Origin of the sequence: Thermomonas sp., assembly GCF_041905325.1 — a bacterium.
In the GTDB taxonomy this organism is placed as follows: Bacteria; Pseudomonadota; Gammaproteobacteria; order Xanthomonadales; family Xanthomonadaceae; genus Thermomonas.
The window spans coordinates 126,653-149,651 of sequence record NZ_JAYRLK010000005.1; the positions used below are offsets into that span (position 1 = coordinate 126,653).

The 22,999-nt window shown below is 67.8% G+C and carries 16 protein-coding genes and 1 pseudogene; 6 read left to right on the forward strand and 11 right to left on the reverse strand.

Annotation, left to right across the window (positions count from 1 at the left end):
- Positions 1 to 63 precede the first annotated feature (63 nt).
- From tssI to ACE3OK_RS07420, 4 genes are all read left to right on the forward strand, one after another.
- Positions 64 to 2,286, forward strand: coding sequence for a type VI secretion system tip protein TssI/VgrG (gene tssI / locus ACE3OK_RS07405; RefSeq protein WP_374248897.1), 2,223 nt, complete (start codon positions 64 to 66; stop codon positions 2,284 to 2,286).
- 176 nt (positions 2,287 to 2,462) lie between these two features.
- Entirely contained in the window at positions 2,463 to 3,008 is a 546-nt protein-coding gene (locus ACE3OK_RS07410; protein ID WP_374248898.1) for a DUF4123 domain-containing protein, read from the forward strand.
- Between the two features lie 9 nt (positions 3,009 to 3,017).
- Positions 3,018 to 3,374 (forward strand): hypothetical protein, encoded by a 357-nt coding sequence (locus ACE3OK_RS07415; RefSeq protein ID WP_374248899.1) that lies wholly within the window; start codon positions 3,018 to 3,020, stop codon positions 3,372 to 3,374.
- Entirely contained in the window at positions 3,371 to 4,933 is a 1,563-nt protein-coding gene (locus ACE3OK_RS07420) for a hypothetical protein (RefSeq protein WP_374248900.1), read from the forward strand. Before ACE3OK_RS07415 ends, ACE3OK_RS07420 begins: the two co-directional genes overlap by 4 nt.
- A 77-nt stretch (positions 4,934 to 5,010) precedes the next feature.
- Here ACE3OK_RS07420 and ACE3OK_RS07425 read toward each other — a convergent pair whose 3' ends face one another.
- From ACE3OK_RS07425 to ACE3OK_RS07445, 5 genes are all read right to left on the reverse strand, one after another.
- The gene (locus ACE3OK_RS07425) at positions 5,011 to 5,397 is read right to left on the reverse strand and encodes a DUF4280 domain-containing protein (protein ID WP_374248901.1); all 387 of its coding nucleotides are present in this window, start codon (positions 5,395 to 5,397) and stop codon (positions 5,011 to 5,013) included.
- A 51-nt stretch (positions 5,398 to 5,448) separates the two neighbouring features.
- A complete protein-coding gene (locus ACE3OK_RS07430; RefSeq protein WP_374248902.1) occupies positions 5,449 to 6,039 on the reverse strand; it encodes an OmpA family protein in 591 nt (196 codons plus the stop codon).
- A gap of 169 nt (positions 6,040 to 6,208) precedes the next feature.
- Positions 6,209 to 10,741, reverse strand: a complete 4,533-nt coding sequence (locus tag ACE3OK_RS07435; protein WP_374248903.1) for a beta strand repeat-containing protein — start codon at positions 10,739 to 10,741, stop codon at positions 6,209 to 6,211.
- Between the two features lie 13 nt (positions 10,742 to 10,754).
- Complete coding sequence (locus tag ACE3OK_RS07440) at positions 10,755 to 12,395, reverse strand: ShlB/FhaC/HecB family hemolysin secretion/activation protein (protein WP_374248904.1); 1,641 nt, start codon at positions 12,393 to 12,395, stop codon at positions 10,755 to 10,757.
- Positions 12,396 to 12,421: 26 nt separating this feature from the next.
- Complete coding sequence (locus tag ACE3OK_RS07445; protein WP_374248905.1) at positions 12,422 to 14,656, reverse strand: CHAT domain-containing protein; 2,235 nt, start codon at positions 14,654 to 14,656, stop codon at positions 12,422 to 12,424.
- A gap of 223 nt (positions 14,657 to 14,879) precedes the next feature.
- Here ACE3OK_RS07445 and motA point away from each other — a divergent pair, with 223 nt between their 5' ends.
- Positions 14,880 to 15,734 (forward strand): flagellar motor stator protein MotA, encoded by an 855-nt coding sequence (gene motA, locus ACE3OK_RS07450; RefSeq protein WP_374248906.1) that lies wholly within the window; start codon positions 14,880 to 14,882, stop codon positions 15,732 to 15,734.
- 3 nt (positions 15,735 to 15,737) lie between these two features.
- A pseudogene (gene motB, locus ACE3OK_RS07455) lies at positions 15,738 to 16,679 on the forward strand (flagellar motor protein MotB); the annotation flags it as partial.
- Positions 16,680 to 16,715: 36 nt separating this feature from the next.
- Here motB and ACE3OK_RS07460 read toward each other — a convergent pair.
- From ACE3OK_RS07460 to ACE3OK_RS07485, 6 genes are read right to left on the reverse strand one after another with little or no spacing between them, the layout of a single operon-like run.
- Entirely contained in the window at positions 16,716 to 17,999 is a 1,284-nt protein-coding gene (locus ACE3OK_RS07460; protein WP_374248907.1) for a glutamate-5-semialdehyde dehydrogenase, read from the reverse strand.
- A complete protein-coding gene (gene proB, locus ACE3OK_RS07465) occupies positions 17,996 to 19,132 on the reverse strand; it encodes a glutamate 5-kinase (RefSeq protein WP_374248908.1) in 1,137 nt (378 codons plus the stop codon). Before proB ends, ACE3OK_RS07460 begins: the two co-directional genes overlap by 4 nt.
- A gap of 3 nt (positions 19,133 to 19,135) precedes the next feature.
- The gene (locus ACE3OK_RS07470) at positions 19,136 to 19,405 is read right to left on the reverse strand and encodes a YciI family protein (protein WP_374248909.1); all 270 of its coding nucleotides are present in this window, start codon (positions 19,403 to 19,405) and stop codon (positions 19,136 to 19,138) included.
- Positions 19,402 to 20,694, reverse strand: a complete 1,293-nt coding sequence (gene argH / locus ACE3OK_RS07475) for an argininosuccinate lyase (protein WP_374248910.1) — start codon at positions 20,692 to 20,694, stop codon at positions 19,402 to 19,404. The genes ACE3OK_RS07470 and argH overlap by 4 nt, the downstream gene beginning before the upstream one ends.
- Positions 20,691 to 21,656: an N-acetyl-gamma-glutamyl-phosphate reductase gene (gene argC / locus ACE3OK_RS07480; RefSeq protein WP_374248911.1), complete on the reverse strand. Its 966-nt coding sequence runs from the start codon at positions 21,654 to 21,656 to the stop codon at positions 20,691 to 20,693. The genes argH and argC overlap by 4 nt, the downstream gene beginning before the upstream one ends.
- A complete protein-coding gene (locus ACE3OK_RS07485) occupies positions 21,653 to 22,999 on the reverse strand; it encodes an acetylglutamate kinase (RefSeq protein ID WP_374248912.1) in 1,347 nt (448 codons plus the stop codon). Before ACE3OK_RS07485 ends, argC begins: the two co-directional genes overlap by 4 nt.

Here is a 22,999-nt window from a genome sequence, read left to right on the forward strand (position 1 = left end):
TCGGGTGAATGTTCGCCGGCACCCGCAGCCACGACGATAGGCACCAGCAACCCTGAAACCGCCATGTCCAACTTGTCCACCCGCAACCGGATGTATTTCCTGACCCTGGACGGCCACCAGGAAGACCAGTTGCTGATCGACGAAATGCATGGCGAGGAAGGCGTCTCGCAATTGTTCCATTTCCGCCTGAAGCTGTTGTCCAGCGAATCGCACTTCAAGCCGGAAGACTTCATCGGCAAGAGCGCCAACCTGCGGATCGAAACCTGGGATACCCACCACGACGGCGGCGAACGGCATTGGAGCGGCTACGTCTCGCGTTTCGCGGTGACCGGCTGCATCCCCGCCGCGCACGACAAGAGCGGCGATATCTACTGCTACGAATGCGACATCGTGCCGTGGTTCTGGTTCATGACCCAGAACGAAGACTGCAGGATCTTCCAGAACCTGTCGGTGCCGGACATCATCGAGGAGATCCTGAAGGAATTCAGTTACAGCGACTACAAGCTGGAATTGTCGGCCACCTACCCCAAGCTCGAATATTGCACGCAGTACAACGAAAGCAATTACGCCTTCCTGTGCCGGCTGATCGAGCGCGACGGCATCTACTTCTACTTCCGCCACGACGAGCACGAGGAATCCCGGCACATCCTGGTGTTCAGCGACAACAAGGACCACAACCCGCGCCTGGACCCGTTCCACGTCCCGTTCCATCACGAAGGCCACGCCGAGGGCACCGACGCCATCCGCAAGCTGTCGTCGGCGCAGGAAGTGCGCACGCGCGAAGCCACCCTCGCCGACTGGGACTACATGAAGAAAAGCGCGCTGAGCGCGAACACCCCCACCCTGCTGCACGCCGGCAGCGAATTCGACCTGGGGCTGTACCGCTATCCCGGCGGCTTCGCGGCCCAGAGCGGCCAGGCCAACGCCGCCACCGGCAAGCATCTGGCACAGGTGCTGATGGAGGCGCAGGAGAGCAGCCATCACCTGTTCCACGGTGAAGGACAGGTGCGCTCGCTCACGCCGGGCTATCTGTTCGAACTGGAAAACCACGACCTCATCGACGCCTTCAACGCGGAATACATGGTGGTGTCGGTACAGCATCACGCGCGCAACAACCTGATGGTGCCGGGTGCGGTGGCGGGTTATTCCAATACCTTCGTCCTGCAGGCCAAGGAGGCCACCTTCCGCCCGCCGATGAACACCCCGCGCGGGCAGGTCCGCGGCCCGCAGACCGCCGTGGTGACGGGGCCGCAGGGCAACGAGGTGTACACGGACGCGCTGGGCCGGATCAAGGTGCGCTTCCCGTGGGACCGCAAACAGCCCGGGCGCAGCACCAACGCGCCCGACGACAAGGCGTCCTGCTGGGTCCGGGTGGCGCAATTGTGGGCCGGGGGCGGTTACGGCACCTTCTTCCTGCCGCGCGTGGGGATGGAAGTGGTGGTGGAGTTCCTGGAAGGCGATCCCGACCGCCCGATCGTGGTGGGCTGCGTCTACAACGGACAGAATCCGTTGCCGCTGAACCTGCCGGACGAGGCCACCCGCTCCACCATCAAGACCCTGTCGTCCAAGGGCGGCGGCGGTTTCAACGAATTGCGCTTCGAAGACAAGAAGGGCAACGAGGAAATCTTCCTGCACGCGCAGAAGGACCTGCAACTGCGCACCGGCGATTGCCGCACCGAGAACATCGGCACCCATTCCAACCTGACCATCGGCAAGGACCGGGTGGAAAGCATCGGCGAGAACGCGCAGCTCTCCATCGGCAAGAACCAGTCCGTTTCGGTGGGCATGAACCGCGCCTTCACCACCGGGGTCGATGACTACCTCACCGTCGGTGCCAACCAGCACACCAACGTCGGTGCCAACATGGCGGTCACCGCCGGTGTCAACATCGACCTGAATGCGGGCGTGAACACCGCGGTCAGCGCCGGCGTGAACATCGACATGAAGGCCGGCGTCAACCTGGTGGCGGAGGCCGGCGTCATCATCAGCCTGAAGGCGGGCAGCAACTCCATCGTCATCAACCCGGCAGGCGTGTTCATCACCGGCAACCTGGTGATGATCAACTCCGGCGGCAGCCCGCTGTCCGCGCAGAAAGCACAAAAAGCCGAGAAGGCAGACAAGCCCGCCAAGGCCAAGGAGGCCATCGAAGGCAAGGCCGGCCAGGTACCGAACCCGGCCCAGCAACTCCAGGCCCGCGCCCTGCGCAATGCCGCACGCAACGCGCAACCGTTCTGCGCGGAATGCGAGGCCGCGCGCAGGGCGCTGGGAGCACTCGGCGGCGGCTGATCCACCCTCCTCCGATCCTCGATTTTCCCTCAATTGCACACGCCATGTCCGAATTGACCTCCAGCTTCCGTATTGCTTCATTGCACACCGGGCAATCGGCATCCATCGCATCCGGGGGGGGCGGCGATGGCGCGGCAGGTCCATCTCGCGGAACAGGACAACGTGGAACAGATTTCGTGATCGGTCAGGGACAGTTCGAACACTTGCAACGCACGGTCTTTACCCAAGGGCCGCAACCGGTTTACGCGGTGCTGGACGGCGCGATCATCGATGATCTGCCTGCGCGCCTGCGCCAGCACGCGCCGGACGCGATGTGCCTGTTCTCCGGCGACCTCGACCCGGCGTTGGCGGCGGCAGCTCCCTACCTGGTGCCGATGCGGGCCGGTTCCGGCGCCAGCGCGCTGGCCCTGCGCGACGGCTGGAACGAACATTGGGGCATCATCCTGGTGGCCGATCCCGGCACCGATGCCAATGCATTGCGTGCGCACTTGCGGCGCATCCTGCGCGTCAGCACGCCCGGCGGGCAATCCATGCTGTTCCGGTTCTACGACCCGCGCGCCTTCCGCAGCGTGGTACCCACCTTCGATGCGCAACAGCGCATGGCTTTCTTCGGCCCCATCCAGACCTGCTACATCGAAGGCCGCGGTGGCGACAGCGTCCTGCAGTTCCGCCGCGACGGTGCCGAGCAACCGGACACCTTGCCGTTGCCGGCCGCCGCCTAGGAGCCCCCCATGCTCGAGCTTGACCGCAAGCAGATGGCCGCCATCGGCGAGACCCAGCTGCGCAACAATCTTGCGGATTTCCTCAATCGCCACCTGGGCGGCAAGGCCCCGCTGCAACTTGACCAGCTGGATGCCGAGCTCGACGCGGTGATCGAGCACTGCCGCAAGGCCGGCCTGCGCAGCCAGCGCGCGGTGGCCGCCTATGCGCTTGCCTGCTCCCTGTTCGGCAACGACCGGGTGGCGGGCGATCCCTCCATCATCGGCATCCTCGCCGACCGCAACAGCGCCCAGATCGACCGCGCCCTGCTGATCGAGATGTGGACCGCGTCCGCTTACAGCGACCATCGCCGGATGCAGGGGGCATGAGCATGTTCGAATCCCTGACCGAAGGCTTGACGAGCATCGGCGCCGGCGCCGGGCAAGCCGTGCAGCAGGCGCAGCAAGCCGCCACCGCCGCCACGCAGCAGGCCGCGGCCGCCGCACAAGGTGCCATCGCCGAAGCGCAAACCGCCGTTGCCAATGCCGCCACCGCCGCAGCCGGTGCCGCCAACGGGGCGGTGGCGCAGGCCCAGCAAGCGGCGCAACAGGCGGCTGCCCAGGCCGGTGCCGCCGCACAAGGCGCGCTTCAACAAGCCAACCAGGCGCTGGACAACGCCCGCAATGCCGCCAACGACATGGCGCAGAACGCGCTGGCACAAGCCAATGCAGCGCTCACCCAGGCCCGTGAGCAGGCCGGTGCGGCCGCGCAGGGGGCACTGGACCAGGCACACGCTGCGGTGGATGCGGCCCAGCAGCAGGCCCGCACTATGGTGCAGGGCGCACTGGATACCGCCAGCCAGGCGCTGGACGATGCCATGCAAACCGCCGAACAGGCTGCGCAAGAGCAGCTTGACCGCGCCATGGGCATGGTCGACAACGCCACTGCACTGGTGGAAAACGGGGTGAACAACGCGCTCGACGCCGCCAACTCGGCCATCGACCAAGCCCAGGACCTGCTGCGCAACGCCGCCACCGACGCCTTGCAGCAGGCGCGCAGCGAGGTATTGGATCGCGCCCGCGATGCCTTGGGTACCGTCGCCGGCGCGCTCGATGCGCTCCCCACGTCGTTCCCCAACCTGCCGGTCGATTTCCCGGCCTCGGACTGTCCCTACGTGCGCGCCCTGTACGATGCGCTGGCGCGCCGTGCCGCCAGCGCCAACACCGCGCTGGGCAATGCCGCCAATGCCCTGCAGAACGTTGCCGGGCCACTGCTCGACCAGGCCAACGGCATGCTCGACCAGGCCGATGCACTGGCAGACCAGGCAATGGGTGCGATGGACGAGGCGATGCAGGCGCTGGATGCGGCCCAGGCCACCGCCAATGCGGCCGCGCGACAGGCCGTGGACACCGCCAAGGGGGCCGTTCAACAAGCCCAGAACGTCGTGCGCGAACAGGCTGGACAGGCGATCGCGCAAGCGAAGGACGCCGTGAATTCGGCCAGGGACCAGGTGCAGCAGACCGTCAACGGCGCGATGGACCGGGCCATGGCCGCGGTGGACTCGGTACAGCAGCAAGCGGGGGATGCCGCGCAACAAGCGCTGGATTCCGCCAATCAAGCCGCCCAGCAGGCGCAGCAGCAGGCCCGACAGGCGGCCCAGCAAACCCTGGCGCAGGCCAACCAGGCCGCGCAACAGGCGCAGCAGGCCTTGAACGGCGCGGCACAGTCGGCACTCAACAGTGCGCAGACCGCCGCGCAGGAAGCGGCGGCCAGTGCCGGTGCCGCCGCGCAGGACGCCATCGCCAGCGCCCAGTCCGCCATCGGCAATGCCTCCTCCGCCGCCGCGCAGGCGGCCAACTCGGCGGTGGCCGGCGCGCAATCGGCGGTGGCGGGAGCCACGCAGGCGATCGGCAATGCCGCCAACTCGCTGGGCAATCTGTTCGGCTGACGGCAGCCCCCGGCAGGCATGAAAAAGGCGGCCATGGCCGCCTGCTTGCACCACCCGGCAGCTCCGCCGCTGCGCGGTCAGGGAATCATCTCGGTCATCTGCCCCGGGTTGACCACGGTAATCACCCCTCCCCAGGTGCACTGGCTGGTACTGACGTTGTCCAGTGCCGGGATGTTGCCGATCATCACCGTCGGCGCCCCGGGCTTCCACGGCGTGGTCACCGGAATGCAGGGCTGCGGGGTCAGGACACCCATCGCCGCGGCGGTCGCCGCCGCCACCTGCGGGTTGCTGGGGGTAATGCACATGCCGAACGGGAGGATGTTCTTCATCGGCACGAAATCCATGATCGTGGCCGCCGGCATCGAGCCGGACAGCACCCGCTTTTCGGGTGTCACGACCAACGTGGAAGGCGCCACCCCGAAGGCACACATCAGGGTGGCACCATTGACGACCTGAATCGGCATGGTTCGCTTCCGCCCGCCGCCAGCCAAGGGCCGGCGGTGGGACAGCCCCTCTCAGCCGCCGGTGGCCAGGATCTCCACGCGCCGGTTCTCGGCGGCGAACGGATCATCCTTGTTGAGCAATTCGCCCATGCCCTTGCCCACTGCACGCAGGCGCGAAGCGGACACGCCCTTGTCGATCAGGTAGCGGCGCACGGCGGCTGCGCGACGGTCGGACAGCGCCTTGTTGTAGGCCGCCGACCCCTTGCCATCGGTGTGGCCGATGACCGTGAAGTTGCGGTTCTGCAATTGCGGCGATGCCAGCGCCGCCGCCAGGTTGGCCATGGTGTGCTCGGAACTGCCGGAGATGCGATCGGAGTTGAACTCGAAATTGATCTGCATGTTGATCGACGCCGGCTTGGCCGGCTTGGGCACCGGGGCCGGTGCCGGGGCGGTGGTGGCCATCGAGGCGGCACCCGGGCGCAAGGCGCGGGTCTGCCCCTGCGACTGGGCGGAGCTGTCGGCCTTCAGGCTGTCGATGATCGAATCCACCGACTGTGCATTCTGTGCCGGTGGCGCGCTCTGCGCGTCCTGGGCGAACACGCTGCCGGCACCTGCCAGCAAGGCCACCACCAGCGCGCCGCGCAATACGTTCCTGATGTTCATCGTTGCGTCCTCGAAGATACGGCCTGCCGGCCGGAATGGTGTGCCCGTGCCATGGCGCGGGACAGCGCGGAAACTGCCGCGCATGTCGGCAGTCTGCCCCGCCCGGGCAGCGATTTCGATACCCCGTTCGGCCTAGTCCGGGTACCGCCGCCCAGGGCCGCTGCGGGGTTCAGAAATCCCCGCAGGCGCTGCGCCGTTCGCTGTCGAAGCAATTGGTCAGGTTCGGCCGGGTACGCACCTTCGACCACTCGGTGGAAAGCATGTCCCCGCCGCCCGCCAACCGCTGATCGTCCAGCGAAGCATTCACCGCACAGGCCGGCGCACCGCCGAAATTGCGGTCATAGACGTAGGTATTGGGCGTATCGCCGACGATGGTCACCGGCACGTCCGGCAACTGCGGCGGCACGATCCGCAACGCCGTGGCATTGCCCGGGGCCTGCACGAAGACGTAGTTTTTCGCGCTGGCGCCGCCGATGATCGGGTAATACCCCACCGGCGAGTTGCTGCCGGCGGGTGAATACCAGGGAATGGCGGTGCCGAACACGCTTTGCGCGGTATCGCCGTTGCGGAAACCGGTGATCGTGCCGGTGAAGTCCGGATTCGGCAGGCCGAGGAAACGCACGAATGGGTCGGCGGTGAACAGCAACGTGGCCGGGGTGATGGACAGGGTGCCGGTGGCGAACTGGATCTGGTAGCCGGCCGCCGAGGTGAAACCGCTGCCGATGATGTAGCTGCCGACGTCGCTGCCCTGGGTGGCCACCGTGGTGGGTGCACCGGCAATGGCATTGGCCAGACTGTCCCCGAGGATCAACCCGGTGGCGCTGTAGGCAAACGACGGATTGGCCAACCCGTACTCGCGGACGGCATCGTCGATGGTGATGAACAGCGTGGGCTGCTGTGCATAGATGAAGTGGTTCTCGCCACTCCCCACGGTGACACCGCACGCGCCCAGGTAGGCGCAGCCATAGAGGTTCGGCAACGTGCCGCTGCCACCCAACCCCCCGCGGAGTTCACCCACCCAGGTCGCGGCCCATACCTGCCAGTTGCCGCTGGCATTGAGGCTGGCCGCAGCCGTGTTCTGCAGGGTGCCGGCGGTGGCCAGCAGGATGTCGGTACCGGTGATGCCGGCATTCAGCGTCAGGTTGCCGGACTGGTTCTGCACCTGCACATTGCCGGTGGCGATGATGCCGGCACTGCCCACGCTGGAGAACGCGCCGGAGGTGGCATCGAAGCCCGCCGCCGACACATTGCCGATGGCCAGGTCGTTGCCGTCGAGGAAGCGGAAGTCGCCGCCCGCGGAGCCTGCCAGGGTGGTGCTGGCGACGTCGTTGCCAGCCGCATCCAGCAGCACGTCACCGCCGGCAGTGGCCAGCAGGCTGTGGGCGAGGATCGGGGCAGCAGCCGTCTGGCCGATGGTGCCGCCGCTGAGCAGGGCGAGGTTGTAGGTCCCCACATCGATGCCCGCCTGCAGGTCGATGCCACCGCTGCCGCCACCGTTCTGCAAGGTGAGGTTGCCGGCATGGGTGACGGCCTCCGCCACCTGGATCGCGCCGGTATGCTGCTGGCTGCCGATGACCAGTTCCGGGGCCGCGATCCGGTCCAGTTCGGCATCGTCCAGCGCAAATCCGGTACCGGTCCCCAGCAGGATCGCGTCGTTGACGCGGTCGTAGGCGATGCCGTTCAGATCCACCCCGCCCGGCCGCAGATTGACGCCGGTGGTGCTGTGGATGGCCCCGTCGATGATGGCGGCATCGCTGTTGCCGTCATTGGCGGCGCGCAATACCACGATGCCGCTGCCGGCATCCACGTTGGCGAAGCTGTCGATGCGCACGCCGGCGCCACCCAGGCCCTCGCCGCTGAGAAGAATGTCGCCGCCGTTGCTGACCAGGTTGGTGTACTGGCCAATCACCAGCCCGCTGGCATCCGTGCCGATGCCGCGGCCACGCAGGTCGATGTTGCCGCTGCCGGTATTGATTTCCCCGCCGTACAGGCCCAACCCCACAAACAGGCCGACACTGGACACCAGGATGTCACCGGTGGTGGTGGTCACGCCGCCGCCGCTGGTGAACTGCACGCCGGCCCCGTCGGTGTCGATGCCATACAGGGTGATGGCACCACCGCCGGCCTGCACCTGGATCGCATCCAGAGCCACGCCCGTCCCTCCCGAGCCACTGGCGATGCCCGACACGTCGATCGCACCCGATCCACTGTCGATGATGCTGCTGGCATAGCTGGACCCCACCAGCGCCACCCCGGCAAAAGCACCGATGCCCGTCAGGCTGATGTCACCACCACCACTGACGAGGGTACCGCTGTAGCCGGCATCGAAATGCAGGCCGGTGCCCGCCTTGCTGTTGCCATACAGGGTGATCGCACCGCCGCCACTGTCGATGGTGCCGGTCAGGTCGGTGCCGTTGCCCTGGCTGCTCATGCCATGGACATAGATGGCACCGCCGTAAGCCAGCATGCCGCTGCCATAGTCCGACCACACCACGCCACGCCCGCCGCCCACGCCGACGATGTGGATGTCGCCGGCCGAAGTCACCAGCCCCACGTCGAAAATCGCCACGCCATCGCTGTTGCCGCTGGCGGTACCGTTGATGTCGATGGCACCGGCGTTGATCCGCACCGAATCGCCGCGTGCATACACGCCCCCGGCGGCATTGGCGCCGGTCCCCGTCAGCGTGACCTGGCCACCGCCGGTATCGATGGTGGTCTGGTACAGCGAAACGCCCGCGTCGCCCGACGTGACCACCGCGCCCGTGCTGTCCCCGCGCAGCAGCAGGTCACCGCCACCGGTCAGGATATTCACGTCATACAGCTGGATGCCGTGGGACTCATCACTGGCAAACCCGTTGGCCGCGTCCGACTGGCCATACATGAGGATGTCGCCACCATGGCTGTCGAAATTGCCGCTGCTGAAATCGATGCCGGCCACGCCCGCATTGGCCCCGGACGCATCGGCATTGAAGTGCATGTCCAGCGGCGCGGCGAGCGAGCCGATGGAAAACCCGCTGCCACCGATCCGGCCGTCGGCGTTGACCTGCAACAGCTGCGGCACGGCGCTGCCGGCCAGGATCTGGGCACCCCGGAAATAGACGTCGCTCTTGGCGTTGATGACCACGCTGGTGCCGTAACCCAACGCATGGTTGAGTTCGGCATCCTGCAAGGTGTTGCCGCCCAGCATGCCGTCCAACTCACCGGCATCGCTGCCGTTGATGACGGTCAGGGAAGGCACGCCCAGCGTCCAGGTCCCGGCGGCACCAGGCGAACCCGCCTCCACCCGCAGACCGCGCAGGTCGAAACTGTCGGCATTGGTGGACGTGCCGATGGTACCGCCGGCGCTGCTGCCAGTGGCTTGCAGCAGCCCGTACAACGACAGCCCATTGGTGCCGGACAGCAGCAGGTTGCCACCGGCACCGGCACCGCCATTGGCGCTGATCCGCGCCTGGGCACCGAACGCCAGCGTATCGGCGCCCAGCGACACCTGCCCGCCTTGGCCATTGGCACCGTCGGCACGGATCGACGACAGCGAATACAGGGTGGCCGCGTTGGCGACCTGGATATCCACCGTGCCGCCGTCCACGTCGCCGGACGCATCGATCACGCTGCCGACCGAGCTCGGGCCGGTGGGATTCAGCGGATTGCTGTCGTTGTTGAACATCGCGAAATCACCGGCCCGCACCAGCACGGTGCCGCCCCCGGCACCGGACTGCCCGGACACATCCACGGTGCCGGCGAAGCCCCCCGCCACCGACGAGGAATAGCCCAGGGACACGACCCCCAGGTCGGTGGTCAACTCGATGCGGCCATGGCGGCTGACCAGGCTTTGCGCACGCAGCGTGCCGATGTTGATGATGTCGCCGCCCCCACCGACCGCCGTGGCAGCGGTGCGCAGCAGGATCTGCCCGCCATCGGCGGTGATGGTACCGGCATTGACCAGCAGCGGATTCACCGGCCCCGGACAGGGCAGCGAAGGGCACGCCACCGCGCCGGGCTTGGCGATGCCGGGGCCCTGCAGGGTCAACATGGTCAACCCGTCGCCCTGGAAATCCAGGGTGATGGTTTCCGCGGAACCGAACAGCACGCTGCCGCCGGGGGCCGTGATGGTGCCGCTGTTGCTGACCTGGCGGCCCAGCAGGGCCACGGTACCGGCAGCGTCGGTGGTGATGGTGCCGCCGGCATCCACGCTGATGGTCTGGTTGCCCGTCGTGGTCATCGGCTCGAATTGGTAATGCCCGCTGCCGACGCCACTGTTGAAGTTCGCGTTGCTGATGTCCATGGTGGCCGCCACCAGCCCCCCCACGCTCACCTGCGCCGTGCCGCCGAACGTGATGCCGGCGGGATTGATGATGAACACGCTGCCATTGGCGCTCAGGCTGCCGTTGATGAGCGACGGCGACGCCCCCACCACCCGGTTCAGGGTCACGCTGGTGGTGCCGAACTGCTGGTCGAAGGTGACCCCGTAGCCGGCGTCGATGCTGAAGCCGTTCCAATCGATGATCGCGCCCTGGCTGGACTGGGTAATCGTCATCTGGGTGCCGGTCTGGCCGATGGTCGCCGTCCCCGACACCACGTTGCCGGTGTCCGGCAGGCTTTGCGCGAATGCGGCCGGCATGGCCATGGCCCCGGCCAGTGCCAAGGCCAGGCGACGGCGGCGCAGGGTTCGGAACTGCTTGTGGGTGGTCTTGTTGATGCCCATTGCCATCGCTCCCTCAAAATGCCTTCTGGATCGACCAGAACACCCGCGGATTGCGGTCCCCGCCGTCGGTCAGCCCCGGCCCGGTGCCGCGCCACGCCACGCTCAGGTTGATGCTGACGTTGCCCGGCTTGCTCCAGTTGAAGCCGATGCCGTAACCACGCAGGCTGCGCCCGGGATCGCCATCGAACGGCCGTGGCCGATGGAACAGATCGCCATGCGCGGCATCGTAGAAAGCGAACAAGGTGGCCTCCGGGCGCAGGGCGTAGCGCAGCTCCAGCGTGCCCAGCCAGCCGTCATCCACCAGCACCTCACCAACGGGATAGGCGCGCACCGCTTTCGGCCCGCCCAGCGACAGCTTTTCATAGGCATCGAGGTTGCGGCTGGCCTGCTGCATGCCGCCACCGACGAACAGGCTCCATCTGGGTGCCAGGTACTGCAGGCGGGCGAATTGCAGGGTGAACTTGGTGAAATCACCGGCCGTGCCGTACCCGAACGGCGGCTTGTCGAACGCCGCGCTCAAGGGGTCGCGGATATCCAGCGTGCCCAAGTAGACCTGCCCGTTCAGGCTGGTATAGCCACCACCGCCGAAGCGGTCGCGGCGTTCGAACGAGAACCCGAGGTTCACGCCATGGATGCGTTTGCGACTCTTGAAGCCCACCGCCTCGAAGCGGTCGGTCAGGCGCTTGTCATCCAGCCCGCCACGCAGGAACAGGTTGACGCTGCGCTGGCGGAGCAGCGGGTAACTGAAGGACAGGTCGGCCACCTCGCCGACGCCGGTGGGGCGCAGCGGTGCGAACGGCCCTCCCAATTCATACTGCACGCGGGCCAGCCCGCCCCCCAGGCGCAGGCCGGCATAGCCTACCGGGGACTCGTAGGACAGCCGGCCGAACGCGGTGTGCATGCCCTCGGCCACCATCATCCGCAGGTCGAGATTGTCGCCGCGCTGGAACGGGCTGGCCCACCGCAGGCTGCCGGTCAGGCGCAGACGCCCGGAATCCCGGGTCCCGTAATTGTCCAGCTCCAGCCCGTAGTTGACCCGGTCGCGCGCGGTGACCTGCACCTTCAGGTCCGCCGCACCGGAAGCCCCGCCCAGCGACACCGCCGATTGCGGCTTGATGCCCGGCATGTCGGACAACAACAGCATCGCGCGCTCGTAGCGGCGGTTGTTGAGTGGCTTGCCCGGTTCCAGCACCGCCAGCGTCCTGGCCACCCGCTCCTGCCGGATCGGTGCGCCGGGGGCGATGTCGATATCGACATCGCCCAGCGCGCCCTCCACCACGTTCAAGTGCACCTTGCCGTCCACCACCTCCTGCACCGGCACGAACACCTGCACCAGCGCATAGCCATGCCGGCGATAGACTTCGGCGGCCTGCGCCGCCAGTTGCTCGAGGTCGTGGAAGCTCACGGTCTGCCCGATCCTGCCGGCCACCGCGGCCTGCAATTCGGCCTCCGGCACGCCGGTGACGCCATCGAACTCGACCGCGCGCAGCACGAAGCTGGCCTGCGTCTGCGCCGCCATCTGCGGCTCCGGCAACGCCTGCGCCTGCTGCGGCAGGGCCGCATCATCCGCCTCGGCGGCGTGCGCCAGCGGCAGGCAGGCCAGCAGCGCCAGCGCCAGCAAGGTGCGTTGCATCCCGTGGTTGTCCCTCGTCATCCCCGTGCTCCTCCTGCGCGCCGCGTTCACTTGCCCACCTGCAAGCGCCAATTGCCGATCAGGTTGAACGGCGCCCAGTAATACGGGTGCGCGGTTTCCGGATTGGCCAACACCGCCCGCTGCGCATCGCGCATGGCATCCTGCACTTCCTCGCCCTTGGCCAGATCGCCATACAGCGTGGTCATCAATTTTTCGGTGGCGGCGTCCGAGACCGGCCACAGCGATGCCAGCAAGGTGGAAGTGCCGGCGGACAGGAAGGAGCGGGTGAACCCCAGCACCTCGTCGCCGTTTTCCACCCGCCCAAGCCCGGATTCGCACGCCGACAGCGCCACCATCGCCACATTGCCCAGCCGCATCGACAGCACGTCCTTGGCTTCCAGGTAGTTCGGCTGGCCGTTTTCATCGGCCAGCAAGACCTTGGAATGCAGCGGGTCCAGCGTATCGGCCATGGCGTGCGCGGCGATGTGCACCAAGCGTGCATTCGGCGCATCGCGGAGGAAATTGTCCTTGTTGGCCTGTTCGCGGAAGAACAGGGTGGCCCCCGGGAACTGCTGGGCCAATGCATGCACCTCGCGCTCGGCACCGGGCAGCGGATCGGCCACCTCGGGGTTGATCGCCGGATTGCCGAAGGCCAGCAATTGCGGGGCGACCGTCGGGGTGCGGGCCGCCAACCGCGCCGCCACGCTGATCGACGGGGCAATGGACATCGGGTTGCGTTCGATCAGGTACTGGCCGTCCAGCCGCAAGGCCTGGAACGGCAGGTAATGCAGCGGGCCATGCGGCACGATCACCAGCCGCTGCCCGGCCGGCACCCCCAGCGGCGCCAGCAGCAATTGGCCGATCTTGTCGCTGACGGCCTGCGCATTCGGGCTGACCCGGATCAACGCATCGCGGTAGGCATCCACCAACCGCGCCAGGTCGGCGCGTGGCAGGGCCACCGGGAACTTGACCTCGCGCACGCCTTCGCGGGTCAGCACCCATGCCAGCAAACGGTCCGGCAGGGTGTGGAAGGCGACCACGGTCTCGTCCGGGCGCAGCATGTCCTGCAAGGATTTGGCATCGATGGCGACCGCCTCGCCCTTGTCGATCTCCACCCGTCCGGCCACCGCATCCAGCAGCGCGCGCGCGCGGCTGCGCTCGCTGATGTCGAAGGCCTGGCTGGCCTGCCCCAGCTTGCCGTGCAGGGCGATCGCCCGTTCGAACACCGATTGCAGGTCGGAGAACAGGCCCATCTTGAACTCGTCGCTGCGGAACTGCGCGCGGGCCTTGTCGAACTGGTCGATGGCCTGATCCAGCGCCTGCGCCGCCTCGGCATCGCGGCCGAGGGCCTGCTCGCTCTTGGAAACGCCGTCCAGCGCCCACGCGCGATAAAAACCTTCGTCACCGGAGACCGGTGCGCCCGCCAATTGCTGGTACAGCGCCAGCGCTTCGGCAGGCTTGTTCTCGGCCAGCAGCAGACGCCCGCGAGTGCGCTGCAATTGCGCCTGCTGCGCCGCGTCGGCCGGCACCGGCAAGGCGTCCAGGGTGCTGCGCGCGCGCGCAAGATCCCCGGACAGGATCAGGGCATTGGCCAGCGATGCCTCCACCAGTGGCCGGAACCGCGGCGAGCTGGCTTCGCGCGCCTGGTCGTAATAGGCGATCGCTTCGGCATAGCGCCCCTGGCGCGTACGCACGTCGCCCAGCGTCTTGCGCGCCGGGCCATTGACCTGGGAGGGGTCCGTGCCCGGGTATTTCAGTGCGAGGGTCGCGAACTGTTCGGCACGTTCCAGCCGGCCGGCGTAGCTGAAGGCAATGGCCAGGTCGCGATACGCCTTGCCCAGCAGGTCGATATTGCCGGTCTGCAGGGCCACATGCAGGGCCTTGCTGGCAGCCTGGGCGCTTTCGCGGAACTCGCCGCGCTCGGCCAGCTCCACCGCCTGGCTGCAATAGGCGTAACCATCCAGCTTCACTTTTTCCTGCTGGTACAGCGCCGCGCCTTCGGTCGCCATCGACAGGGCGGTGTCGGCATCATCCAGTCTGCCGATGGCCGCCAGTACCTCACGCGCCTCCTGGGTGGCCGCCTGGGTGGCATCGGGGGCGGCAGCGGATGCCGCTGGGCCGGCATCGCCCGCTCCGGCGGCAGCCACTTGCGCGTGCTGAGGCGATGCCGGCATCGACGCGCCGGTGTCTGGCGCACAGGCGGCACTGGCCGTGGTGCAGGCCAGCGAACAGCCCAACCACAGGATGGCAAGGCCGGAGAAACGGAATGCGGCGCGGGGCATGCGGAAGACTCCCGAGGGTCAGCAGGCCGGGGCCTGCGCGATCCGTGGAGTCTAGGAACACCCCGCCGGTCTAGGCTATTCGCGATAAGGCATAGCGCGAACAGGGTATGTCCGCATGTCCGGATTGGCGCGTGCTTGCCGTGCGGGTTGCCGGAGTGGGCGCACTGCAGCTTTTCCCGGAGACAGGCGCTAAGATGCAGACGTCTCCGCCGCGCGCGCGCCCATGCTCATCATTGTCGGTTTCGTCGTCGTCATTCTCAGCGTCATCGGCGGCTTCATCGGCTCGCATGGCAAGTTGGCCGCACTTTGGCAACCCTACGAGTTCGTGATCATCGGCGGTGCCGCCATCGGTGCCTTCCTGGTCGCCACGCCCATCAAGACCGTCAAACAGACGATCGCCGCGGCAACCGGCGTGCTCAAGGGCCCCCGCTATGCCAAGCAGGACTTCCTCGACGCACTCAGCCTGCTCTACGACCTGCTCAATCGCGCCCGCAAGGAAGGCTTCATGGCCCTCGAAAGTCATGTCGAAAACCCGCATGAAAGCGCGGTATTCGCCAATTACCCGCGCATCCAGGGGGATCATCACCTGCTGGATTTCATGACCGACTGCCTGCGATTGATGATCGGCTCCAATATCGAACCGCATGAGCTGGAGCCATTGCTGGAGCTGGAGCTGGAAAAACATCATCATGAGTCCCTGGCCCCCGCCCATGCCCTGACCAAGATGGCCGACAGCCTGCCGGGCTTCGGCATCGTGGCGGCGGTACTGGGCATCGTCATCACCATGGGCTCGATCGGCGGCGACATCGCCCTGGTCGGCGCGCACGTGGCCGGCGCGCTGGTGGGCACCTTCCTCGGCATCCTGCTGGCCTACGGCTTCGTGGCTCCACTGGCATCGGCCATCGAGGCCCGCGCCGAACAGGACTCACGCATCTATGAATCGGTGAAGACCGCGCTGCTGGCGAGCCTGCGCGGATATCCACCCAAGATCGCGCTTGAATTCGCCCGCAAGACCGTGCCCACCGAACTGCGACCGGGTTTCCTGGAGTTCGAACAGCATCTCAAGACATTGAAATAAGCCATGGCCGGCAACGACGACAAGCCGACGGTCATCGTCCGGCGGATCAAGAGAATCAATGGCGGCGGCCATCACGGCGGTTCATGGAAGGTCGCCTATGCCGACTTCGTGACCGCGATGATGGCGTTCTTCCTGGTGATGTGGCTGGTGGGCGCACTGACCACCAAGCAGCGCGAGGCGGTCTCCGACTACTTCAAGAGCCCAAGCCCGCTGGCCGGCAAGAGCCCGGCCCCGGCCCGCGGCATGAACGGCCCCGGTGGTGCCAGCAATTCGATGATCAAGCTGGGCGGCACCATGGAGCTGCCCAAGGGCCCCGGCGCTGAATTCACCCGCGACCCGGCCGACAAATCCGCCAGCGATGCCGAGCAGCGCCAGCAGGAAAAGAAGCGGCTGGAAGAGTTGATGCAGGAATTGCAGGAGGCGATCAACAGCAGCCAGGCGCTGGAACCGTTCAAGGACCAGTTGCTGCTGGACATCACCCCGGAAGGGCTGCGCATCCAGATCGTGGACAAGCTGAACCGGCCGATGTTCGACCTTGGCAGCGCACGCCTGATGCCCTACACCGAGGGGATCCTGCATGAGCTGTCGCACTTCATCAACAAGGTGCCGAACCGGGTCAGCATCGCCGGCCACACCGACACCGCGCAATATTCCACCCGCATCGGCTACAGCAACTGGGAGCTGAGTGCCGACCGTGCCAACGCCGCGCGCCGCGCGCTGCTGGAAGGCGGCATGGACACCGCGAGGATGGCGCGCGTGGTCGGCTTCGGCGCATCGGTGCCGTTCGACAAGCAGAACCCGCTGAACCCGATCAACCGCCGCATCAGCATCGTGGTGATGACCAAGTCGGCCGAGGATGCGGCGCTGGGCATCGGCGAAAGCCTGCCGGTGAAGATGGGGCCCGCCGCCACCCCGCCCGCCGCCCCTGCGGTACCGGCCACCCCACCCGGCAGCGCGAAGTGACCCGCCGCCGGTGATCGCTCAGCAGTCGGCTGGAGGGTCGCGCAGCAGCTCCGGGTGCCGCACCTGCCCGTTGCCGCGCACCACGAAGCGTTCGATGGTCAGCGCCTCCACCCCCATCGGCCCGTAGGCGTGCAGGCGGGTGGTGGAAATGCCGATTTCCGCGCCCAACCCCAGCTGGCCGCCATCGTTGAAGCGCGAGGAGGCGTTCACCATCACCGCCGAACTGCGGATGGCATGCACGAACGCCGCCGCCGCCGCCGGGTCTTCGGTCACGATCACTTCCGTGTGGTCGGAGGTGTGGCGATGGATGTGGGCGATGGCGTCCTCGAGCGAGTCGACCACGCGCGCGGCGATGACGAGGTCGAGGAATTCGGCATCGAAATCCGCGTCGGTGGCGGCGGCCAGCGCGGGATCGCAGGCGCGCACGGCGGCATCGCCGCGCACCACCACCCCGCGCGCCTTCAGCGCCGCCAGCGCACGCGGCAGGAACGCCGGCGCGATGTCGCGATGCACCAGCAGGGTTTCCAGCGCGTTGCAGACGCCGGGACGCGAAGCCTTGCCATCCAGCAGCAGGGCGATGGCCTGTTCGACGTCGGCGGCACGATCCACGTACAGGTGGCAGACGCCCTTGTAGTGCTTGATGACCGGCACGCGGGCGTGTTCGGCGACGAAGCGGATCAGGCTTTCGCCACCGCGCGGGATCGCCAGGTCGACCAGGTCGCTGAGTTGCAGCAATTCCAGCACGTGCTCGCGGGCGGTATCGGTGACCAGCGCCACCGCCGCTTCCGGCAGACCCATTTCGCGCAATGCCATGTGCAGGCAATCGGCGATCGCCGCGTTGCTGGCCGCCGCCTCGGAGCCGCCGCGCAACAGCACCGCGTTGCCGGCTTTCAGGCACAGCGCGGCAGCTTCGGCGGTCACGTTCGGACGCGCCTCGAAGATCATCGCCACCAGCCCCAGCGGAATGCGCTGGCGCTCCACCACCATGCCATTGGGGCGACTGTCGCGGCGGGTGATTTCACCCAACGGGTCGGTTTGCGCTGCCACTTCACGCAGCGCATCGGCCATGCCCTGCACGCGCGCGGCATCCAGCCGCAGGCGATCCAGCGCGGCCTTGTTGGCACCGGCTGCCTGCGCCCGGGCCATGTCCTGCGCATTGGCGGCAAGGATGGCGTCCTGCCCGGCCAGCAACTGCGCGGCCATCGCCTCCAGCAAGGCCTGCCGCATGTCGCCACTGGCAGCCGCGACATGCGCCTGCGCCGCGCGCGCGGCCTGTGCCAGTGCGCGTACGTATCCGCTCATGTGCCCTCCCGTTGCAGCAACACCAGGTCATCGCGATGGATCATCGCTTCGTCGTAATGGAAGCCCAGCAGGCCGTCGATGTCGCGGCTGTGGTGGCCGGCGATGCGCGATGCATCGCGGGCGTTGTATTGCACCAGGCCATGCGCCAGCAGCGCGCCGCCGGGCGAATGCACGGCGACGACATCGCCACGGCGAAAATCCCCCGTCACGCTGGAGACACCACCGGGCAACAGCGACGCCCCACGCAGCAACGCCGCCTGCGCCCCGGCATCCACCACCACCGCACCCGTCAGCGGCGCATGCCGCAGCCATTGCTTGCGTGCACTCAGGCGGCTGTCGTGCGCGGCGATCAGGGTGCCGTGCAGCACGCCCTGCCCCAGTGCCGCCACGGTGGCGGCGGTGCGGCCACAGAACAGGGCGGTGCTCACGCCTGCCGCCGCCGCTTTCGCCGCCGCTTCCAGCTTCGTGCGCATGCCGCCGGTGCCGAGCGCGCCGGCCTCGCCCGCCATCGCCAGCACCTCGGGCGTCACCGCCTCCAGCCTCGGAATCGGGCGGGCCATCGGGTCTCGCACGGGATGGCCACTGTAGAGGCCGTCGATGTCGGTGGCGATCAGCAGCAGGTCGGCATCCACCAGCGAGGCCACCGCCGCGGCCAGGTTGTCGTTGTCGCCCAGCTTCAACTCGTCAACCGCAACGGTGTCGTTTTCATTCACCACCGGCACCGCGCCGACGCGCAACAGCTCCAGCAGCGCAGTGCGCGCATTGAGGTAGCGTCGGCGATTGCGCAGGTCATCGTGGGTCAGCAGGACCTGCGCCACCGGCGCTTCGAAAAAACGCTGCCACAGCGCGACCAGCTGCGCCTGCCCCAGTGCCGCCAGTGCCTGCTTGGCGGCAATCGCCGGGGCGGCGTCCCTGCCGTTGGCCAGCAATGCGCGGCCGGCGGCCACTGCACCGGAAGAGACGATCACCACTTCGCGACCGGCCTGCCGGCTGGCCAGCACGAACTGCGCCAGCCCCAGCGCGAAGCGCGGGCTCAGGCCGCCACCCTCGGCGGCAAGCAGGCTGCTGCCGACCTTCAGCACCGCGCGTTTCCACGGCGGCAGGATCTGGGCGGGGAAGGCCTGCGTGTCCATGGCTCAATGCATCTTCCATTCGTGGACGACGATGTCCGATGCGCCATGCACCGCCAGCGGATCGGACGCCGCGATCCTGCGCGCCTCCTCCACCCCGGCGATGCCGCGCAGCAGGTAGGCGCCGCCGCTGCCATCGGTGAAGCCGCCGCTGGTGTCCAGCACGCCGCGTTCGCGCAGTCCATCAAGGAAGGCGGCATGCGCCGGCAGCAGGCCGGCATCGAATCCAGGCCGGCGCAGCACCAGCACCAGATGGCGCAGGGGCGTGGTGTTCACAGCGCCTCCCAGCGCGCGCGCAGCACGTCCAGCAGGAGATCGGCGGCGGCACCCGGCGAAGTGCGCGCCGCCAGCGAGCCTTCCGGCGTGCGGCCCTGTCCGGCCTCTCCGGCCGTCGCTGCTGCCGCCTTGTAAGCCTCACGGAACGGCACGCCAGCGACCGCCGCCTCCACCGCCACGTCGGTGGCATACATGCCCGAGTCGATCGCCGCACGCAGGCGGTCTTCACGCCAGTCGAGATTGGCCAGCAGCGCCGGCAGCAGTTCCAGCGCGGCGAGACCGCGGCCGAAGCCGTGGTAGATCGCGCCCTTGGACGCCTGCAGGTCGCGGTGGTAGCCGGACGGCAGCGACAGCAGCTGCTCGATCTCGGTACGCGCCGCGGCCACGCTGGCGTGGGTGGCGCGCATCAGTTCGATCACGTCGGGGTTGCGCTTGTTCGGCATGATCGAACTGCCGGTGGTGTACTGCGCCGGCAGCGCGACGAAGCCGAACTCCGCACTGGTGAACAGCGACAGGTCCCAGGCCAGACGACGCAGATCCAGCGTCGCGCTGCCCAAGGCCTCCAGCGCCGCCAGCTCGAACTTGCCGCGCGACAGCTGCGCGTACACCGGCGACACCTGCATGCGCGCGAAGCCCAGTGCGCGGGTGGTGTGCTCGCGATCCAGCTTGAGATTGACGCCGTAGCCGGCCGCCGTGCCCAGCGGGTTGCCGTCCACCAGCGCCAGCGTGTCGGCGGCGCGCACCGCATCGTCGATGAACGCCTCCGCCCAGCCCGCCCACCACAGCCCGGCCGACGACACCACGGCGCGCTGGATGTGGGTGTAGCCGGGAACCGGCAGGTCCTTCTCCGCTTCGGCGCGGTCAAGCGCAACCTTGGCGATCTCGCGCGAGAGCTGCGCCACCCGCGCCAGTTTCTCCTTCAGCCACAGGCGCGTCGCAACCAGCACCTGGTCGTTGCGGCTGCGGCCGGTGTGGATCTTGCGGCCGGCATCACCCAGGCGCTCGGTCAACCGCGCCTCGATGGCGGAATGGCCATCCTCGAAACGCTCGTCGAGGACGAAGGCACCGTTGCTGAAATCATCGGCCAGATTGGCCAACTCGCGCCTCAGCCCGCCCAGTTCGTCCACGGTGAGGATGCCGATGCGCTGCAGGCCTTCGGCATGGGCCGTGCTCGCGGCGATATCGTGCAGGAAGAACGCGCGGTCCAGCAGCACGTCGTCGCCGGCCAGGAAGGCCTGGATGCCGGCGTCCACCGCCACCCCGGGCTTCTGCCACAGAAGATCGCTCATGCCGCCTCCTCGTACGCCGGGATGCCGGCCAGTTCGTCCAGCCCGAAGGCGAGGTTGAGATTCTGCAGCGCCTGGGTGGCCGCGCCCTTGAGCAGGTTGTCCTCGGTGGCCACCACCACCAGCCGCCTGCCGTCGCCGGACAGGGTGAAGCCACCGATCTCGACGTGGTGCCTGCCGGCGATGCGGCTGACCCACGGCGCTTCATCCTGCACCCGCACCAGCGGCTCCCCGGCATAGCGACCGCGGTAACGCGCCCGCACTTCCTCGCGCTCGAACGCGATCGACAGGTGCAGGTTGGCGGTCAGGGTGATGCCACGGAAATGCGGGGCGACGTGCGGCATGAACTCCACCGGATGGCCCAGCTGGTGCGGCACTTCGCGCTCATGGACGTGGCCGGCCAGCGCGTACGGCATCAGGTTGTCGCGCAGCAATTCGACATTGTTCCTGTCGCTGGGCGTGGTGCCGGCGCCGGAATAGCCGCTGACGCCGAAGCACTGCACCGGCCCGTCCAGCACATTCAGCATCGGCGCGATCGCCAGCTGCATCGCGGTGGCGTAGCAGCCCGGGTTGCTGATGCGCCTTTGCCCGGCATAGCGCGTGCGGGTCAGCTCCGGCAGGCCGTAGTACCAGGACGGATCGAAGCGATAGTCGGCGGACAGGTCCACGATGACCGGATCGACACCGGCGGCGTCGAACTGCTGGACGATGTGCGCGGCCTTGCCGTTCGGCAGCGCCAGCACCACGGCGTCGGCGCCCAGCCCCGGCAGGTCGCGGTAGTCGGGCGAGCTGTAGCGCAGCTCGCCCGCGAAGCCGGCGTTGTGATCGGCCACGCGCTGGCCGTCCAGTTCGCGCGAGGTCACGAACGCCAGTTCGAAGCGCGGGTGCGCCGCGAACAGGCGGATCAGCTCCGCGCCGGTGTAACCGCGCGCGCCGACCAGGCCCACCTTGATCGCCGCGCTCACGCCGGCTCCTCCAGCGTGGCCGGTCGCTGCGCGCACAGCGCGACATAGCGTTCGATCAGCGGGAAGCCGGCGTCGCCGTACCAGTACACTTTCCACTTCTCCTGCTTGATGCAGCCGTCGGATTCTGCGTCGTAGAACGCGTTGACCGGGTTGCCGTGGCGCGAACGCCAGAACAGTGCGGGGTTCTGCTCGCGCATCACCAGCCACACCGCCCGGCCCAGGCCCTCGCCCTGCGCCTCGTCCAGCACCGCGAACTTGTCCAGGTACACGCCGTCCTCCTCACGGGTGAGGATGACCGCGGCGCGGTAGTTCTCGCTGACATAGGCGCGATGCAGCCGGGTGGTCTCGAAGTAGTCCGGCACCAGCTTGCGCCCGAACGCCGAGTCAATCAGTCCGCGCAGCCGTGGCAGGTCGAAGTCCGTCCAGGCATCACCCTGCAGCACGCGCTCGCCGCGGCGCACCAGCGTGCCCGAACCCTTGTGGGTGAACAGTTCCTTGGCCAGTTCGGACGGCCGGGTGATGGACACCGAGGAGGCCTGCGGCAGGCCGTCCAGCAGGTCCTTGATCTGCTCGATCTTCACCCGCATGCCGCCCTCGATCCACGGCTGCTGCATCAGGTGGTCGTATTCGGTGGACAGGTTGATCGAGTCGATGATGTGGCCGTCGGCATCCAGCAGCCCGCCGGTGCCGGTCAGGAACACGATCTTGTAGGGCTGCAGTTCCTGCACCAGCTCGTTGGCGGCGAAGTCGGCGTTGACGTTGAGGATCTGCCCGCCGATGGTCTCGCCCAGCGACGCGATCACCGGGATCGAGCCGGCCTGCAGGCTGGCCTGGATCGGCGCCAGGTCGACGCGCTTCACCTCGCCCACCAGCCCGTAGCGCTCGCGGTCCATGTAGTCGGCTTCGAACACGCCGGACACGATCGACGTGGCGCGCGCATCCGCCGCCTGCAGCGCTTCCACCAGCTTCAGGTTCTGGGCATGGAAGACGCGGCGCACGATCGCCAGCGCTTCCGGCGAGGTCACGCGCAGGCCGTCGATGGTCTGCTTGACGATGCCGGCGGCGGACAGCTCCACGTCCAGCTGCGGGCCGGCACCGTGGATGACGATGGGCGTCAGGCCGACGTCCTGCAGGAAGGCCAGCGAGGAGACCAGCGCGTCGAGGTCGTCGCGCAGCACCGCGCCACCCACCTTGACCACGGCGAAGCGCGCCGCGTCGAGCTGCGAGAAGCGCTTCAGGTATTGGCTGATTTCCTTCGCGCTGCCCATGCTGGACAGCAGCCGCACGATGGTCTGGCGGGTCTGCGGATCGTGCACGGCGTGTGGGGAGAGGATCGGGGTCAC

What these genes read in the sequence shown, in the direction of transcription:
- tssI (WP_374248897.1), top strand. Translation starts at nt 64, where the DNA reads ATGTCCAACTTGTCCACCCGCAACCGGATGTATTTCCTGACCCTGGAC.
- ACE3OK_RS07415 (WP_374248899.1), top strand. Translation starts at nt 3,018, where the DNA reads ATGCTCGAGCTTGACCGCAAGCAGATGGCCGCCATCGGCGAGACCCAG.
- ACE3OK_RS07420 (WP_374248900.1), top strand. Translation starts at nt 3,371, where the DNA reads ATGAGCATGTTCGAATCCCTGACCGAAGGCTTGACGAGCATCGGCGCC.
- ACE3OK_RS07425 (WP_374248901.1), bottom strand. Translation starts at nt 5,397, where the DNA reads ATGCCGATTCAGGTCGTCAATGGTGCCACCCTGATGTGTGCCTTCGGG.
- ACE3OK_RS07430 (WP_374248902.1), bottom strand. Translation starts at nt 6,039, where the DNA reads ATGAACATCAGGAACGTATTGCGCGGCGCGCTGGTGGTGGCCTTGCTG.
- ACE3OK_RS07435 (WP_374248903.1), bottom strand. Translation starts at nt 10,741, where the DNA reads ATGGGCATCAACAAGACCACCCACAAGCAGTTCCGAACCCTGCGCCGC.
- ACE3OK_RS07440 (WP_374248904.1), bottom strand. Translation starts at nt 12,395, where the DNA reads ATGACGAGGGACAACCACGGGATGCAACGCACCTTGCTGGCGCTGGCG.
- ACE3OK_RS07445 (WP_374248905.1), bottom strand. Translation starts at nt 14,656, where the DNA reads ATGCCCCGCGCCGCATTCCGTTTCTCCGGCCTTGCCATCCTGTGGTTG.
- motA (WP_374248906.1), top strand. Translation starts at nt 14,880, where the DNA reads ATGCTCATCATTGTCGGTTTCGTCGTCGTCATTCTCAGCGTCATCGGC.
- ACE3OK_RS07460 (WP_374248907.1), bottom strand. Translation starts at nt 17,999, where the DNA reads ATGAGCGGATACGTACGCGCACTGGCACAGGCCGCGCGCGCGGCGCAG.
- proB (WP_374248908.1), bottom strand. Translation starts at nt 19,132, where the DNA reads ATGGACACGCAGGCCTTCCCCGCCCAGATCCTGCCGCCGTGGAAACGC.
- argH (WP_374248910.1), bottom strand. Translation starts at nt 20,694, where the DNA reads ATGAGCGATCTTCTGTGGCAGAAGCCCGGGGTGGCGGTGGACGCCGGC.